16 protein-coding genes are annotated in these 14368 nt (G+C 57.9%); 4 read left to right on the forward strand and 12 right to left on the reverse strand.

The genetic code is table 11. From position 1 onward, the window contains the following. Nucleotides 1-16 precede the first annotated feature (16 nt). Nucleotides 17-1051: a selenide, water dikinase SelD gene (selD, locus tag H8F21_RS17690; protein WP_203482671.1), complete on the forward strand. Its 1035-nt coding sequence runs from the start codon at nucleotides 17-19 to the stop codon at nucleotides 1049-1051. Continuing rightward, nucleotides 1051-2154, forward strand: a complete 1104-nt coding sequence (gene mnmH, locus H8F21_RS17695; RefSeq protein ID WP_203482670.1) for a tRNA 2-selenouridine(34) synthase MnmH — start codon at nucleotides 1051-1053, stop codon at nucleotides 2152-2154. The genes selD and mnmH overlap by 1 nt, the downstream gene beginning before the upstream one ends. Nucleotides 2155-2162: 8 nt before the next feature. Here mnmH and H8F21_RS17700 read toward each other — a convergent pair whose 3' ends face one another. Then, nucleotides 2163-2543 carry a lysozyme inhibitor LprI family protein gene (locus tag H8F21_RS17700; RefSeq protein ID WP_203482669.1) on the reverse strand — a complete coding sequence of 127 codons (381 nt, stop codon included), beginning with the start codon at nucleotides 2541-2543 and terminating at the stop codon, nucleotides 2163-2165. Nucleotides 2544-2655: 112 nt separating this feature from the next. After that, nucleotides 2656-3567, reverse strand: coding sequence for a LysR family transcriptional regulator (locus H8F21_RS17705; RefSeq protein WP_203482668.1), 912 nt, complete (start codon nucleotides 3565-3567; stop codon nucleotides 2656-2658). A gap of 89 nt (nucleotides 3568-3656) precedes the next feature. On the opposite strand from H8F21_RS17705, the gene H8F21_RS17710 reads away from it, so the two are divergent. Continuing rightward, nucleotides 3657-4139: a DMT family transporter gene (locus H8F21_RS17710; protein WP_203482667.1), complete on the forward strand. Its 483-nt coding sequence runs from the start codon at nucleotides 3657-3659 to the stop codon at nucleotides 4137-4139. On the opposite strand, the gene H8F21_RS17715 is transcribed toward H8F21_RS17710, so the two are convergent. From H8F21_RS17715 to H8F21_RS17760, 10 genes are all read right to left on the reverse strand, one after another. After that, nucleotides 4132-4689 carry a hypothetical protein gene (locus H8F21_RS17715; protein ID WP_211202181.1) on the reverse strand — a complete coding sequence of 186 codons (558 nt, stop codon included), beginning with the start codon at nucleotides 4687-4689 and terminating at the stop codon, nucleotides 4132-4134. The genes H8F21_RS17710 and H8F21_RS17715 overlap by 8 nt on opposite strands. A gap of 96 nt (nucleotides 4690-4785) precedes the next feature. Then, nucleotides 4786-5160, reverse strand: coding sequence for a YkgJ family cysteine cluster protein (locus H8F21_RS17720; protein ID WP_203482666.1), 375 nt, complete (start codon nucleotides 5158-5160; stop codon nucleotides 4786-4788). A 149-nt stretch (nucleotides 5161-5309) separates the two neighbouring features. Next, entirely contained in the window at nucleotides 5310-6527 is a 1218-nt protein-coding gene (gene alaC / locus H8F21_RS17725; RefSeq protein WP_203482693.1) for an alanine transaminase, read from the reverse strand. 143 nt (nucleotides 6528-6670) lie between these two features. Next, the gene (locus tag H8F21_RS17730) at nucleotides 6671-7804 is read right to left on the reverse strand and encodes a hypothetical protein (protein ID WP_203585126.1); all 1134 of its coding nucleotides are present in this window, start codon (nucleotides 7802-7804) and stop codon (nucleotides 6671-6673) included. A 156-nt stretch (nucleotides 7805-7960) separates the two neighbouring features. Next, the gene (gene cyoE, locus H8F21_RS17735; RefSeq protein WP_203482664.1) at nucleotides 7961-8848 is read right to left on the reverse strand and encodes a heme o synthase; all 888 of its coding nucleotides are present in this window, start codon (nucleotides 8846-8848) and stop codon (nucleotides 7961-7963) included. An 11-nt stretch (nucleotides 8849-8859) separates the two neighbouring features. Beyond that, on the reverse strand, nucleotides 8860-9192 hold the full coding sequence (cyoD, locus tag H8F21_RS17740) for a cytochrome o ubiquinol oxidase subunit IV (protein ID WP_203482663.1): 333 nt from the start codon (nucleotides 9190-9192) through the stop codon (nucleotides 8860-8862). Beyond that, a complete protein-coding gene (locus tag H8F21_RS17745) occupies nucleotides 9193-9822 on the reverse strand; it encodes a cytochrome o ubiquinol oxidase subunit III (RefSeq protein WP_203482662.1) in 630 nt (209 codons plus the stop codon). A gap of 3 nt (nucleotides 9823-9825) precedes the next feature. Beyond that, nucleotides 9826-11844 (reverse strand): cytochrome o ubiquinol oxidase subunit I, encoded by a 2019-nt coding sequence (cyoB, locus tag H8F21_RS17750; protein ID WP_203482661.1) that lies wholly within the window; start codon nucleotides 11842-11844, stop codon nucleotides 9826-9828. A gap of 3 nt (nucleotides 11845-11847) precedes the next feature. Then, nucleotides 11848-12792, reverse strand: a complete 945-nt coding sequence (gene cyoA, locus H8F21_RS17755) for a ubiquinol oxidase subunit II (RefSeq protein WP_203585127.1) — start codon at nucleotides 12790-12792, stop codon at nucleotides 11848-11850. 563 nt (nucleotides 12793-13355) lie between these two features. Then, complete coding sequence (locus tag H8F21_RS17760) at nucleotides 13356-13862, reverse strand: disulfide bond formation protein B (RefSeq protein WP_136478082.1); 507 nt, start codon at nucleotides 13860-13862, stop codon at nucleotides 13356-13358. A 239-nt stretch (nucleotides 13863-14101) separates the two neighbouring features. On the opposite strand from H8F21_RS17760, the gene H8F21_RS17765 reads away from it, so the two are divergent. Further along, nucleotides 14102-14365 carry a YebG family protein gene (locus tag H8F21_RS17765; RefSeq protein ID WP_203543433.1) on the forward strand — a complete coding sequence of 88 codons (264 nt, stop codon included), beginning with the start codon at nucleotides 14102-14104 and terminating at the stop codon, nucleotides 14363-14365. Nucleotides 14366-14368 lie beyond the last annotated feature (3 nt).

The following is a 14368-nucleotide window of genomic DNA, read 5'->3' on the forward strand; positions in this document are numbered from 1 at the left end:
ATTTTTCGAGGTGCGTATGAGCGAGCCGATTCGTCTGACCCAGTACAGCCATGGCGCCGGTTGCGGCTGCAAGATCTCTCCAAAGATGCTGGAGGTGATCCTTGCCGAAAGCGGTACCCAGGCGCTGGACCCAAAGCTTTGGGTTGGCAATGCCTCGCGTGATGACGCGGCAGTTTACGCGCTGGACGATGAACGTGGCGTAGTTTCGACCACCGATTTCTTCATGCCTATCGTCGACGACCCGTACGATTTCGGTCGCATCGCCGCCACCAACGCCATCAGCGATATCTACGCCATGGGCGGCGATCCGCTGATGGCCATTGCCATTCTCGGCTGGCCGATCAATGTATTGGCCCCGGAAGTAGCCCGCGAAGTGATTCGCGGCGGTCGCGCGGTGTGCGCCGAAGCCGGTATCCCGCTGGCCGGTGGTCACTCGATCGATGCGCCAGAACCTATCTTCGGCCTGGCCGTGACCGGCGTAGTGCAAAAGCGCCACATGAAGCGCAACGACACCGCCATACAAGGTTGCCGCCTGTACCTGACCAAGCCTTTAGGCATCGGCATCCTCACCACAGCCGAGAAAAAATCCAAGCTGCGCGACCAGGACAAAGGCCTGGCCCGCGACTGGATGTGCACGCTGAACACCCCCGGCAGCCGCTTCGGCAAGCTGGCAGGCGTCAAAGCCATGACCGACGTTACCGGTTTCGGCCTGCTCGGCCATCTGGTTGAACTGGCAGATGGCAGCGGCCTGAGTGCGCGCCTGAACTATAACGCCGTTCCGCGCCTGCCGAGCGTCGAGCATTATCTGGCTGAGGGCTGTGTGCCCGGCGGCACCTTGCGCAATTTCGAAAGCTATGGCGAAAAAATCGCGCCGTTGAACGACGAGCAGAAACACCTGCTGTGCGACCCGCAAACCAGCGGTGGCCTGTTGGTAGCGGTAACACCTGACGGTGAAGCAGAGTTTCTCGCCGTAGCCGCTGAACTGGGCCTGAACCTGGCACCAATCGGCGAACTGGTCGAGCGACAGAGCCATGCGGTTGAGGTGCTGTAATGCGTGACAACACCACCGACTACCGCCAGCTGTTTTTGCACGCTGTACCCATGATGGACATGCGCGCCCCGGTCGAATTTGCCAAGGGCGCCTTTCCCAACGTGATCAACCTGCCGCTGATGAACGACCTCGAACGGCAAAAGGTTGGCACCTGCTACAAGCAGCAAGGCCAACAGGCCGCCATCGCCCTCGGCCATCAATTGGTCAGCGGCCAGACCAAGGATGAGCGGGTTGCTGCCTGGGTCGCCTTCGCCCAAGCCAACCCTGAAGGCTACCTCTACTGCTTTCGCGGTGGCCTGCGTTCGCAGATTGTCCAGCAATGGCTGCTAAGCGAGGCAGGCATTCAGTATCCCAAGGTGGTTGGTGGCTACAAGGCGCTGCGTAACTTTCTCCTCGACACCACCCAGAGTGCAGTGGCCGAGTGTGATTTCGTATTGATTGGCGGCCTGACGGGAACCGGCAAGACCGAGGTGCTGCAAGACCTGGACAACGCCCTGGACCTTGAAGGCCATGCCAACCATCGCGGCTCCAGCTTCGGGAAACGCGCCACCGGGCAACCGGTGCAAATCGATTTCGAAAACAGCTTGGCCATCGACATCCTGAAGAAACGCGCACGCGGTCTCGAACAGTTCGTGCTCGAGGATGAAGGTCGAATCGTTGGCAGTTGCTCGCTGCCCCTGGAACTGTACCAAGGCATGCAGCAGTACCCGCTGGTATGGCTGGAAGACAGTTTCGACAATCGCGTCGAGCGTATTCTTGGCGACTACGTGACCAACCTGTGCGCCGAGTTCGTGGCGCTGCATGGTGCTGAGCAAGGCTTCACGCTGTTCGCCGCACGCCTCAACCAGAGCATGGGCAATATCCTCAAGCGCCTGGGTGGCGAACGCTACCAGCGGCTTTCAACGTTGTTGCTGCAAGCCCTGGAAGAACAACAGCGCAGCGGCGCAGTCGACCTGCACCGCGCCTGGATCAGTGGATTGCTCAGCGAGTACTACGATCCGATGTACGCCTTTCATCGCGATAGCAAGGTCGGGCGCATCGAGTTTTCCGGCAATCATGTCGAAGTCCGTGAATACTTGCGAGCGCGCGCAGCCCGACGCTGATCAAGCGATCAAGACTGGCTCAGCGTTGCCAGCTCATCAGCGCGAGCCTTGGTCATATCCAGAACGCAGCCTGCACCATTGAGCTGATCGATGGTGCCGCCGGTGAGGTTGAAGTACACCTTGCAGTTGGCGTCGCGGTATTTGATCCACAAGCGCTGGGCCTCGAGCAACTGAGTTTGCTGGGCAGGCTCCAGCGCAGCCTTGGCCTTTTTGTAAACACTGTTGAGGCGAGCGTCCTGGCGTTCGATTTCGGCGCCGTTGCAGTTGTTCATGTCCAACGTTGATTGGGCGGTTTCCATACATTGGCTGTAGGCAGGCGAATCGTTTTGAGCCACGGCGAATGGCGCAACAACGGCCAGCAGCGTGAAGGCCAGCAGCGGATATTTCATCTGGGGAACTCCTTGTAAGGGGCGCTCAGAATGCAGGGTGAAGGCTTGCGTCACAATAGGCCGCACTCAGGTTTCGCGGCTGCTGCGCTGCCAATCGCGGGCAAGCCCGCTGTTACCGGGGTGATAAGGCTGACACCTGTGCTACTCGCTCACGCAACCAGCGGTGCCCTGCTTCGCTCTCGCGACGTTGATGCCAAGCTTGCTGGAAAGCAAAGGCCTTGATCGGTAGCGGCGGATCGAAGCGGCGCAGGCGTGGATCGAGTTTACCGTTGTCGAGGCTACGTCGGGCAATGGTGAGAATCAGGTCGGTACCGGCAATCACTTCCTGCGCCGCTGCCCAGTGCGGCAACGCCAGTGCCACCCGGCGACGGGCGTCAATTGCTGAAAGCGCCAGATCGATCTCGTTGTCGACACCGGGTCGCACCGCAACCAGTACGTGAGGGCGCGCCAGCCACTCGGTTAATTCCAGACCACCACGGGCAGGCAAATACCTACGGTCGGCAAGGCAGGTAAAACGTTCCTCAAACAGGGTTTCAACCTGTAGCTCTGCCGGTTGCTGCGCAAAAACACCCAGTGCCAGGTCGGCCTCGCCATCGAACAGATGGCCAAGCATCGCTTCTCGACTGCCCTGGATAACCACCAGGTCTACCTCCGGCGCCTCATCACGCAGCACCCGCATCAGCCCTGGCAATACCACTCGCGCGCCATAGTCCGACATGGCCAGGCGAAAGCTGCGTCGTGCCTTGCGCGGGTCAAAACCCGGATGGGCAAGCAACCCATCAAGCTGCTCCAAAGCCTGCTGCAACGGCTCGACCAAAGCCTGCGCCCGGGCTGTGGCCTGCAAGCGCCCACCACGGCGCACCAACAAGGGATCGGCAAACAACTCGCGCAACTGCGCCAAGGCATGACTTACCGCAGGCTGGCTGCGGTGCAAACGCAACGCTGCGCGCGAGACATGCTTTTCAGCCAGCAAGGCATGCAAGGTCAGCAGCAAGTTAAGGTCAATACGACGCAGATCATCCATCAGACGAATAACTCCCGTGCAGCATTCGAATTTCCATTAGCAATATGGATAGCGAAGACTTTACCCATTCATTTTCAAGGAGTCTTGCCATGAGCGTATCTTTCACCCCAGCGGCCCTCCTGCCGCTTGCCATCGCCCTGTTAGCCGGTGCAGCGGTGCCTTTTCAGGCCGGCAGCAATGCAGCCTTGGGCCGCCTGCTCGGCCATCCGCTGTGGGCCACGCTGGTATCGCTGGGGGTGAGTGTGCTCATGGTGATTCCAGCCCTGTTGATGCTGCGCGCGCCGCTACCCCAGGTCGGCGCCCTCGCCCAGGCGCCTTGGTGGGCCTGGCTGGGCGGCGTAGGAGGCGTGGCATACATCACCGCGGCACTGATGCTCACACCGCGCCTGGGCGCAGCCGGGTTTATTGTCTGCGTGATTGCCGGTCAGGTGCTGTCATCCCTGCTGATCGATCAATGGGGTTTGATGGGGCTGGCGCAACGGCCGGTGAATGGACTGCGCCTGGCCGGGGTCGGTTTGATTGTGCTCGGTATGCTGGTGGTGCAATGGGGCACTTCGACGTCGGCTAAATAGTGTCTGGGGTAATCGGCTGGATTGTAGGTTGCGGCTCCAGGGCGCGATCGATTTCAAATCTCAGGCCAGGCTCTTCAATAGCAAAACTGACCGTCAGGCCCAGCACCACCAGCAGGCCGCCGTCCAGCCAATGCCAGCCAGGAATCGCGGCACCTCGACGCGCCTGAACACACCACCAGGCTTGCGCCAGGCAAAAGGACAGAATCGACAGCAACCAGATGTAAAAACCCGGCGCGAAGTGGGTCAGGTAGACGAAGTTGTAGCTACGGTTATCCGGCATCCGATCAACCCCGAAACTGGTCAAGGCCAGGCACAACGCGCCCAGTCCCAGCGCCAGCGATACCCAGCGCCAACGACGATGCAGAAGAATTGCCAGCCCAAGCAAGGGATTGGCAAACCAGCCGAACATGCCAAATACCATGCCCCAAGGGCCGTACAACAGTGCCTGCAAGGCGTGTAGGCGCCCCTCACCAGTGAGGTACATGGCGTTGAAGCACAAGCTCACCAAGAACAGTGTCAGGGTAATTGAAATGTAACGGCTAGCAATCATTGCGCAGTACCCGAGGATGCGGCACGGTCAGAGCTCCTGTCCTTTGCGAAGAGCCGCACAGTCTACCTCAAGGCTACCAGGCACTGCCCACGACGATCAGGCTACCTCAGCGCCATCATCCGGCCAGATCGGCTCGTTGGCTTCAAGCGGAGTCAAACCATAGGCTGCCCGCGCAGCATCACAACTCGGATTGGGCTGGCCATCGACCCACGCCGCTTCGAACTCGCGGCACGGGGTGGAACGTTTTTCATAAAGGCTGCAGCTGACACCTTTGCCAATCTCGCCCTCAAGGCCAATACAGCGGCAGGGCTTGCTGTCGGTGCCGATCATCGCTACGCGGGTAGGATTGATCTGCACCACCAGGTCGTCGGGTACCAGACCTCCCGACGACTCGCACTCACCCCAGAAAAATGACACACGGAAAAACCCGCAGCAGGCGCCGCAGTTCAAACAAGGATTATGTTCGGACATGATGAGAAGACGGGGGGCAAGTTATCGTTATTGGGAGAAAACCCGTCGCCATTCTATGCTTCGCCACGATTTTGAGAAGGGGGTGCGAGCAGAAAAAAACCGTCGCTGACGGACGGTTTTTTCGTGGTCTCGCAGTGCGACTGCTGCGCTTACTTCTGAGACTTGACCCCTACCCCATCAGCACGGAACATCTGACGAATACCCCTGACTGCCTGACGGATCCGGTCCTGGTTTTCGATCAGGGCAAAGCGCACGTGATCATCGCCATAGTCGCCAAAGCCAATACCTGGGGATACGCAAACCTTGGCTTCGGCCAGCAGCTTTTTGGAAAACTCCAAAGAGCCCAGATGAGCGTATTGCTCGGGAATTTTTGCCCAGACGTACATCGAGGCCTTGGGGTTCTCGACCATCCAGCCCAGCTCGTGCAAACCCTTGACCAGCACATTGCGACGCTGGCGATACTGCTCGGCAATATCCCGCACGCACTGCTGGTCGCCTTCCAGGGCTGCGATCGCGGCAACCTGAAGAGGGGTGAAGGTGCCGTAGTCGTGGTAGCTCTTGATCCGCGCCAAGGCGTTGACCAGTTCCGGGTTGCCGACCATAAAACCGATACGCCAACCCGCCATGTTGTAGCTCTTGGACAGCGTGAAGAACTCCACAGCAATGTCCTTGGCGCCGGGAACCTGCATGATCGATGGCGCTTTCCAGCCGTCGTAGACGATGTCGGCGTAAGCCAGGTCGTGAATGACCAGCACGTCGTACTGCTTGGCCAATGCCACTACGCGCTCGAAAAAGTCCAGTTCCACACATTGAGCGGTGGGGTTGGAAGGAAAGCCGAGAATCATCATCTTCGGCTTGGGAATCGACTCGCGAATCGCCCGTTCCAGCTCGTTGAAGAAGTCCACACCCGGCACCAGCGGCACCGAACGCACCTGGGCACCGGCAATGACCGCGCCGTAGATGTGAATCGGGTAGCTTGGGTTGGGGACCAGCACAGTGTCGCCATGATCCAGGGTGGCAAGCATCAGGTGCGCCAGACCTTCTTTGGATCCGATGGTGACGATGGCTTCGCTTTCCGGGTCGATCTCGACCTCGTAGCGTTCTTTGTACCAACGCGAAATCGCCCGGCGCAGGCGGGGAATACCGCGAGAGGTCGAGTAGCCGTGGGTGTCATCACGCTGGGCGACTTGCACCAGTTTCTCGACAATGTGCGGCGGCGTCGCCCCATCGGGGTTGCCCATGCTCAGGTCGATAATATCCTCGCCACGACGGCGCGCAGCCATCTTGAGTTCGGCGGTGATGTTGAAAACGTAAGGGGGGAGACGATCAATGCGCGCAAAGCGGCGCGGCGAACCTTGGTCAGCCATGGTTTCCTCGAAGACGTAAGCGCCCGGAACCGTCCGAGCGACGTTGGCCACTGCGGTGGCCGGGGCAAACAATAGAGCCTGGGCGTGCCGCCTGTCCAGTGGCAAAGTAAATACCAGGACGGCCAGCCCAGGCCTGCGGGCAGCTAGCGGATGTCCTTGTAAGTAGCGGCGCTCCAAGTCACAGGACTCGCAAGGGCGCTGTCCGGTTGAAATGCCTCGTCCTGGACGCTTGAGAACGCCACACTTTGGTCCCCCAGACTGACGCGGCGTTCATTCTTCTCGGACTCGGTGATCACGGTGTATGAGTGCTTGCGCATCGACTCATATTTGCCATCATCGCGAGCCAACGCCTGATGGTGGTTGTTCAAATCGCCTTCACTGAGCTTGAGCATCTTGTTCAACTTTGCCCCCCAGCGCGTCAGGCAGACCTCGGCAAGGTGCCGAACGATCAGGCCGGGTTCGGCGAGCACCTTGCCGCCACCGGCACCATCTGCCGAGGCGTTGCCTACCAACGTCGCGTGTCGGCCTGGCATCGGGTAGACGTGGCAGCGGGTAGTGCCATGGGTTTGCGGAACAACACAGGAGAAACCCTTGGATCGCTCGTCGCGGGAGAAGAAGCCAACGTACTCCTTCACATTGGCACCGAGCTGCACGCGATGGCTGTCGAAATTGCCAACACCTGGAACCGGGTCAATGGCGAAAATATTTACCGGGAGCTTGCTCAGTTCACTGTCTGCGAGCATAGCGTTAGCCAGCATGTGACAGCTGATACCGCCCCGGCTCCATCCAACCAGGTTGACCTGGGTAGGGATTATGCCGTCCTTGCGAAATTGCTTGATGATCTGTTCCTGGAGCATCTGCGGGGTGATCTTGCGGTCACCGTAGTTGTACGTACGCCAGAACCAGGAGGCTGTTGCGGTAGGCTCCGGAACAGGTACGCCAGACGCCTTGAGACGCTGATACTCGTCTTCACTGAGCTCCTTGCGCTGCCAATTGCTGCGGCCCTTGATGATCTGCATTGCGTGCTGGACATTCTCTTCCCAGCCCTTGCCGAACAAAGTCTGGTTCCAGTTGTAGTAACCACCGGGTTTTACGAACAACTCATCGGCTTGAAGGTTGCCACTTCCTGGTCCATCGACTGCAATCCAATGGGCGTATTCCTTACCCTGATCGTTGGCAGCCAGGGTCGAAACCAGCTCGCCATTCCAGAAGCTGGGGTTGGCATCATCGAAGCGATGGGAACCGGTGCCACAAAAATAGACGGTCAGCACACTCATGTTATTTTCCTCCGTGAATGAGTAGTAGGGCACTCTAATCACGGCGCTGAGACAACAGCAGAGGGCAACCCTGCCCTACTTCGTGTGCTGGCCGAGGCACAAACAAAAACGCCCCGAACCTTGCGGTTCGGGGCGTTCTCATTCAACCCGACACACTCAATGTGCGTAGGTCAGCAACAATTCTGTCGGCACTTTGGTGTCCAGCGACATCATCACGCTCAATGCGGTGATGGTGAAGATGGAGAACACAAACAGCTTGCGTGCCCACAGGCGATCATCCACCGCTTTGTAGCCGGTCCAGGCCATGTACAGCCAGTACATGCCCATGGCCGCAGCCACCGCCATGTAGCTCATGCCCGCGTAACCACCGATGGTGAGCATCAGGGTTGCAGCAAGGAACGCGACGATGTACCAGAGGATGTGCTTCTTGGCGACCAGGATGCCGCGCTTGACCGGCAGAACCGGAATGGAGGCCGCCAGGTAGTCGTTGAAGCGGAAGATCGCGATGGCATAGGAATGCGGCATCTGCCAAAGGCTGAACATCACCAGCAGCGTCAGTGCAGCCAGATCGAAGGTATTGCTCACGGCGCAGTAGCCGATCACCGGAGGCATGGCACCGGACAGGCTGCCAACCAGGGTGCCGTGCACCGATTTACGCTTCAGATACAGGCTGTAGAAACCAACGTAGATGATGAAGCCGATCAGGCCGAACAACGCTGCCAGCGCATTGGCCTGCACATACAGCAGGCCAAGGCCGGCCACCCCGAGCAGGGTGGCGTAGACCAAGGCTACTTTCAGCGATATCTGGCCCTGAACCATTGCACGGTTCTTGGTGCGCTCCATCTTGATGTCGATGTCACGGTCGATGCAGTTGTTGAACACGCAACCGGACGCCACCACCAACGAAGTACCAATCACTGTGGCCAGGAACAGCAGGAAGTCGACATGCCCTTGCGCGGCAAGGAAGAAACCGCCCGCCACAGAAAGCACGTTACCGAAAATGATCCCCGGTTTGGTGATTTGGATAAAGTGCTTAATGGACATGTCGTCTTACCTCACTTCGCCATCATGCTGGTGTGGATGCTGAACATGATCCACAGCGACAGGCCGACCAGCAGTGCAATGACCATCGCGGTGAACAGGAAGGTCGACACGTTGGAACGCTGCTCAGGCGAACGGTCCATGTGCAGGAAGTACACCAAGTGCACGACCACCTGAATGACCGCCAGGGCCACTACGACCATGATAGTGATGTCCTTCGGCATGCTTGGGAACATCACCAGGCCGAAAGGAATTGCAGTCAGAATCACCGAGAGGATGAAGCCGATTACATAGGACTTGACGCTACCGTGGTTGCCCTCGGCGTGGCTGTTATGTGCATTAGCCATTTACAGAACCCCCAGCAGATACACGACGGTGAACACACAGATCCAGACCACGTCCAGGAAGTGCCAGAACAGGCTCAGGCAGCTCATGCGGGTCTTGGCAGTGCCAGTAATACCGTGCTTGTTGATCTGGTACATCATTACCGCCATCCAGATCAGACCAGCAGTCACGTGCAGACCGTGGGTACCTACCAGCGCAAAGAACGCCGAGAGGAAACCGCTGCGCTGCGGGCCGAAGCCCTCAGCGATCAGGTGATGGAATTCATAGACTTCCATCGCGATGAAGCCAGCACCTAGTAGGAAGGTGACAGCCAGCCAGCCCAGCACGCCGCTCTTGTTGCCTTTGAACATCTGCAACATGGCGAAGCCGAAGGTGATACTCGAGAACAACAGCAATGCGGTTTCGACCGCGACAAAGTCCAGTTGGAAAATGTCGTGACCGGACGGGCCGCCGGCAAAACTGCCGGACAGCACCGCGTAGGTAGCGAAGAGCGACGCAAACAAGATGCAGTCGGTCATCAGGTACAGCCAGAAACCGAAGACGGTCATCTGGCCCGAGTCGTGGTGGTGATCGTCATGGCCATGGTCGTGACCATGGGCATGAGTGTCTGCATTGATTACATGACTGGACATTGATTAAACCCGCTCAAACGATTTGACACGTGCGCCGTCCGGCGAACCGGTAGCCAGGCCCAGGGCCTTCATGCGCTCGCCTTCGATACGCGCCACTTCCTCGGCAGGAACCATGTAGCCCTGGTCGTCACGCGCAGCGTGGGCGACGAAGACAGCGATGGTGCCAACCAGGCTGGCTGCAACCAGCCACCAGATGTGCCAGATGAAAGCGAAACCGAATACGGTGAGCAACGCACCCATGAACACACCGGTAGAGGTGTTGTTCGGCATGTGGATCGCTTCGTACTTGGCCGGAACCTTGTAGGCGCCGCCGGCTTGCTTGGTTTCGTGCCAGGCATCGAGCTCGACGTTTTCAGGCATGGTGGCGAAGTTGTAGAACGGAGGTGGCGACGAAGTCGACCATTCCAGGGTACGGCCGCCCCATGGGTCGCCGGTCACGTCCATGTTGTCCTTGCGGTCGCGGATCGAAACGTACAGCTGGATCAGCTGGCAAGCGATACCGAACAGGATCAGCACGGCGCCGAATACGGCTACGTACAGGTAGGGTTCCCACAGTGGGTTGTCGGAGTGGTTCAGACGACGGGTCATACCCATGAAGCCCAGTGCGTACAGTGGCATGAAGGCCACGTAGAAACCGGAGATCCAGAACCAGAAGGCAGCTTTGCCCCACTTCTCGTTCAGGGTGAAACCGAAGGCTTTCGGGAACCAGAAGGCGAAGCCGGCAATGTAGCCGAATACCGCACCACCGATGATCACGTTGTGGAAGTGAGCGATTACGAACAGGCTGTTGTGCAGAACGAAGTCAGCACCTGGAACAGCCAGCAGTACGCCGGTCATACCACCGATGGAGAAGGTAACCATGAAGCCCAGGGTCCACAGGACCGGCGCGGTGAAGCGCAGACGGCCTTGGTAGATCGTGAACAGCCAGTTGAACAACTTCACCCCGGTCGGAATCGAGATCAGCATGGTTGCCAACCCGAAGAAGGTGTTCACGCTTGCGCCCGAACCCATGGTGAAGAAGTGGTGCAACCATACCGCAAAGCCCAGTACCGCGATCGCGCCCGAAGCGTAGATCATCGACTTGTGGCCGAACAGACGTTTACCTGCGAAGGTCGAGGTCACTTCCGAGAACACACCGAAGGCCGGAAGGATCAGGATGTAAACCTCAGGGTGACCCCAGGCCCAGAACAGGTTGACGTACATCATCGGGTTCCCACCAAGCTCATTGGTGAAAATATGGAAGTCCAGATAACGGTCAACAGTCAGCAGTGCCAGAGCGGCGGTCAGAATCGGGAACGATGCAACGATCAGTACGTTGGCCCAGGTGCAGGTCCAAGTGAAGATCGGCATGTCCATCAGCTTCATGCCAGGCGCACGCATTTTCAGCACGGTGGCCAGGAAGTTGACCCCCGTTAGCGTCGTACCTAACCCGGATAGCTGTAGCGCCCAGATGTAGTAGTCAACACCCACGCCCGGACTGTATTGGATACCCGCCAACGGTGGATAAGCAACCCAGCCGGTCTTGGCGAACTCACCAACACCCAGGGACACGTTGACCAGCACGACGCCGGACACCAGGAGCCAGAAGCTCAGGGAGTTGAGGAACGGGAAGGCAACGTCACGCGCACCGATCTGCAGAGGCAGGGCCAGGTTCATCAGGCCGGTGAAGAATGGCATTGCCATGAAGATGATCATGATCACACCGTGAGCGGTGAAGATCTGGTCATAGTGTTCGGGAGGCAGGTAGCCCTCGGAACCGCCGGTGGCCATGGCCAACTGCGTACGCATCATGATGGCGTCGGCAAAACCGCGCAGCAGCATGATCATCGCGACGATGATGTACATCACCCCGATTTTCTTGTGGTCGACCGAAGTCAGCCACTCGGACCACAGGTAGGTCCATTTCTTGAAATAGGTGATTGCACCAACGAGCGCGAGACCGCCGAGCGCAATCATGGCAATGGTCACCATGACTATCGGCTCGTGATACGGAATCGCATCCAGACTTAGTTTACCGAACATCTCTTACTCCTCTGCCCCAGCAGCTGAATGCATACTCACGTCCATCCCTTCGGTACCGGCCGCTTCTTTGCTCTGCTCTTTCTCGTGGACCGGCCGGCCGCGGTTCATGCCTTCGTACTTGTCGACGATGGACTGGAACTGCTCAGGCGAGGCCACGCTGTACAGCGCGACTGGATTGTTTTCGCTAGTTTTGGCCAATGCTGCGTATTCAGCCGCATCCAGCTGTTTTGGCGATTGCTTGACTTCGTTCACCCATGCTTCGAAATCAGCCTGGGAGGTGGCGGTTGCCTTGAACTTCATACCGGTGAAGCCAGCGCCGCTGTAGTTCGCCGAGATACCGTCGAACTCGCCATTTTCGTTGGCGATCAGGTGCAGCTTGGTGGTCATGCCGGCCATTGCGTAGATCTGGCCGCCCAGGCCCGGGATGAAGAACGAGTTCATCACAGAGTCCGAGGTCACGCGGAAGTTGATCGGGGTGTTAGCTGGGAAGACGATCTTGTTGACCGTGGCAATGCCTTGTTCCGGGTAGATGAACAGCCATTTCCAGTCCAGGGCAACCACGTCGATCCGCACCGGTTTCACATCGGAAACCAGCGGACGATACGGGTCCAGCTCATGGGTGGTCTGGTAGGTCACATAGCCCAGGGCAATGATGATCAGAACCGGGATAGTCCACACCGCCACTTCGATCTTGGTCGAGTGCGACCAGTCAGGCGTGTAAGTAGCGGCCTTGTTGGAGGCGCGGTACTTCCAGGCGAAAGCGAGGGTCATGAAAATGACAGGAATCACCACCAGCAACATCAAGCCGGTAGCGATCAAGATAAGGTTCTTTTGCTCAATGCCGACCTGACCTTTCGGGTCGAGCAGGGTCCAGTTGCACCCACTGAGTAAAAGCATGCCTAAAAAGGGCAGAATGCCAAACAGTCTGGGGTAACGCTTTTTACTCATCTCACGACCTCTAGAGCAGCTTGCTTCAATGCAATTTGTGTTTTGGTCGCCAACACTTCGTCCTGCCAAGCGTTAGCATTTATGGGAGCGGGTACGGTCATGCCTTGAGGCCAGCTGCGGCGGCTCGGCATAAACCGGGTACTGCGGTGTTTATTGTTTTGACTTCGTAGGCAACAGGCCTGTGTTCAGACCAATTCCATTTGGTGCGGGAAATCACGGAGGGGGGTCAGCCCGGCATCGCCGCGGGCGATGCTCGTCAGAGTCTGCAAAAAAGAGCCTGAGCTCCTTTAATCCTGCGACTCGCAAGCGGTGCCGAACGGAAATTGGGGGCGATTGTAGATAGGTCGTCATTCAATGACTATGACTAATTGAGCAACAGTCCTTTACAGAATTGACAATAATCAAGCCTAAAAAATCAGTTTCGCGACAGTTTGTCGCACCCCTCTCAATACCCCTGAGGCCCTTGTAATACAAGGTCTCGCGCTTGATCTGAATCAAGAGAAGTGCAACGTCGCAGCGATGTTTGTGCACGGGGCGCAGATGTATCAAAACATTACTTTTGTCTAAGGCTTGCGGCGATTGCGGTAGATACCGACGGGCACCAGAACAGCTGTGAGCGTAAAGGCAAGCAATGCCCATTGCGCCAGCGACAAACCCAACACCGGTGGGTAGGGTGTAGAGCAGAATCCATCAACCTGGAACACCAGCGGCAATACCGACGCCAGGGGCAGGCCATCGACGATCGGCTGCAAAGTATCGATGCCGCAACTGATCGCAGGGTTGGCGAGGATATACACATGGTTGCCAGCAGCGGCCATGCCGCCGATGGCGCTGAGTACCACCAGGCCTTCAAGGATGGTGAGGCTGCGACGCCCAGGCATTGCCGCACCGATGAACGCGAACACCGCTATCAGCAGCAAGGCGTAGCGTTGCAGGATACACAACGGGCAAGGCGCCTCGCCGAGAACGATCTGCATATATAAGGCACCGCCAATCAAGGCCAGGCAGATCACCCCCAGCAGTACCAGAAAGCGCCGTTCCCGGTTCAGGCGCGATGTGTGCTCGTTCATTGCATATCCTTAGTTAACTGAATGGCTCTTCTGCCTTGGCGGGAATTCTACACGCTCATCAAGACCTTCAAGAACGGTAAAAGTGCCGCGCCCACTGTTTCAGCCCGGGATGACCGGCTTCTGCAAAAGCAGAATGCTGATTTGCCACTATCTTAGTCGTGTGGATTACCCTATCATTAACACTGTACAAATAAACAGTATCGAGCATCTCGATATTCAAAAGGCATGTGAGGTGATGAATGGCCGTCGAAGTGGTATACCGCAGCAGCCGCGATCTGGAGCGCTTGTTCATGGATAAAGCCGAAGCTGACCGTCACGACAAAATGCTCGAATTGGCCGAGCTGCTCGCTGAGGTCCTGAAAAAAGCCGTGCCGTCGCTGAGCGAACAACAGGTCGAGGATGCTGGCATCTATATGGCGAAAAACCGCGATGTGTTTGCCAAAGCTTTCAAGAGCCAACCCGACGCATTGTCCGAGCTGCTCACTGACAGCGCTGCAGACTAACTA

Source organism: Pseudomonas arcuscaelestis (genome assembly GCF_016881005.1).
Taxonomy (GTDB): domain Bacteria; phylum Pseudomonadota; class Gammaproteobacteria; order Pseudomonadales; family Pseudomonadaceae; genus Aquipseudomonas; species Aquipseudomonas arcuscaelestis.

Coding starts and splice junctions, on each gene's coding strand:
- selD (WP_203482671.1), top strand. CDS start 17: ATGAGCGAGCCGATTCGTCTGACCCAGTACAGCCATGGCGCCGGTTGC.
- mnmH (WP_203482670.1), top strand. CDS start 1,051: ATGCGTGACAACACCACCGACTACCGCCAGCTGTTTTTGCACGCTGTA.
- H8F21_RS17700 (WP_203482669.1), bottom strand. CDS start 2,543: ATGAAATATCCGCTGCTGGCCTTCACGCTGCTGGCCGTTGTTGCGCCA.
- H8F21_RS17705 (WP_203482668.1), bottom strand. CDS start 3,567: ATGGATGATCTGCGTCGTATTGACCTTAACTTGCTGCTGACCTTGCAT.
- H8F21_RS17710 (WP_203482667.1), top strand. CDS start 3,657: ATGAGCGTATCTTTCACCCCAGCGGCCCTCCTGCCGCTTGCCATCGCC.
- H8F21_RS17715 (WP_211202181.1), bottom strand. CDS start 4,689: ATGATTGCTAGCCGTTACATTTCAATTACCCTGACACTGTTCTTGGTG.
- H8F21_RS17720 (WP_203482666.1), bottom strand. CDS start 5,160: ATGTCCGAACATAATCCTTGTTTGAACTGCGGCGCCTGCTGCGGGTTT.
- alaC (WP_203482693.1), bottom strand. CDS start 6,527: ATGGCTGACCAAGGTTCGCCGCGCCGCTTTGCGCGCATTGATCGTCTC.
- H8F21_RS17730 (WP_203585126.1), bottom strand. CDS start 7,804: ATGAGTGTGCTGACCGTCTATTTTTGTGGCACCGGTTCCCATCGCTTC.
- cyoE (WP_203482664.1), bottom strand. CDS start 8,848: ATGTCCATTAAGCACTTTATCCAAATCACCAAACCGGGGATCATTTTC.
- cyoD (WP_203482663.1), bottom strand. CDS start 9,192: ATGGCTAATGCACATAACAGCCACGCCGAGGGCAACCACGGTAGCGTC.
- H8F21_RS17745 (WP_203482662.1), bottom strand. CDS start 9,822: ATGTCCAGTCATGTAATCAATGCAGACACTCATGCCCATGGTCACGAC.
- cyoB (WP_203482661.1), bottom strand. CDS start 11,844: ATGTTCGGTAAACTAAGTCTGGATGCGATTCCGTATCACGAGCCGATA.
- cyoA (WP_203585127.1), bottom strand. CDS start 12,792: ATGAGTAAAAAGCGTTACCCCAGACTGTTTGGCATTCTGCCCTTTTTA.
- H8F21_RS17760 (WP_136478082.1), bottom strand. CDS start 13,862: ATGAACGAGCACACATCGCGCCTGAACCGGGAACGGCGCTTTCTGGTA.
- H8F21_RS17765 (WP_203543433.1), top strand. CDS start 14,102: ATGGCCGTCGAAGTGGTATACCGCAGCAGCCGCGATCTGGAGCGCTTG.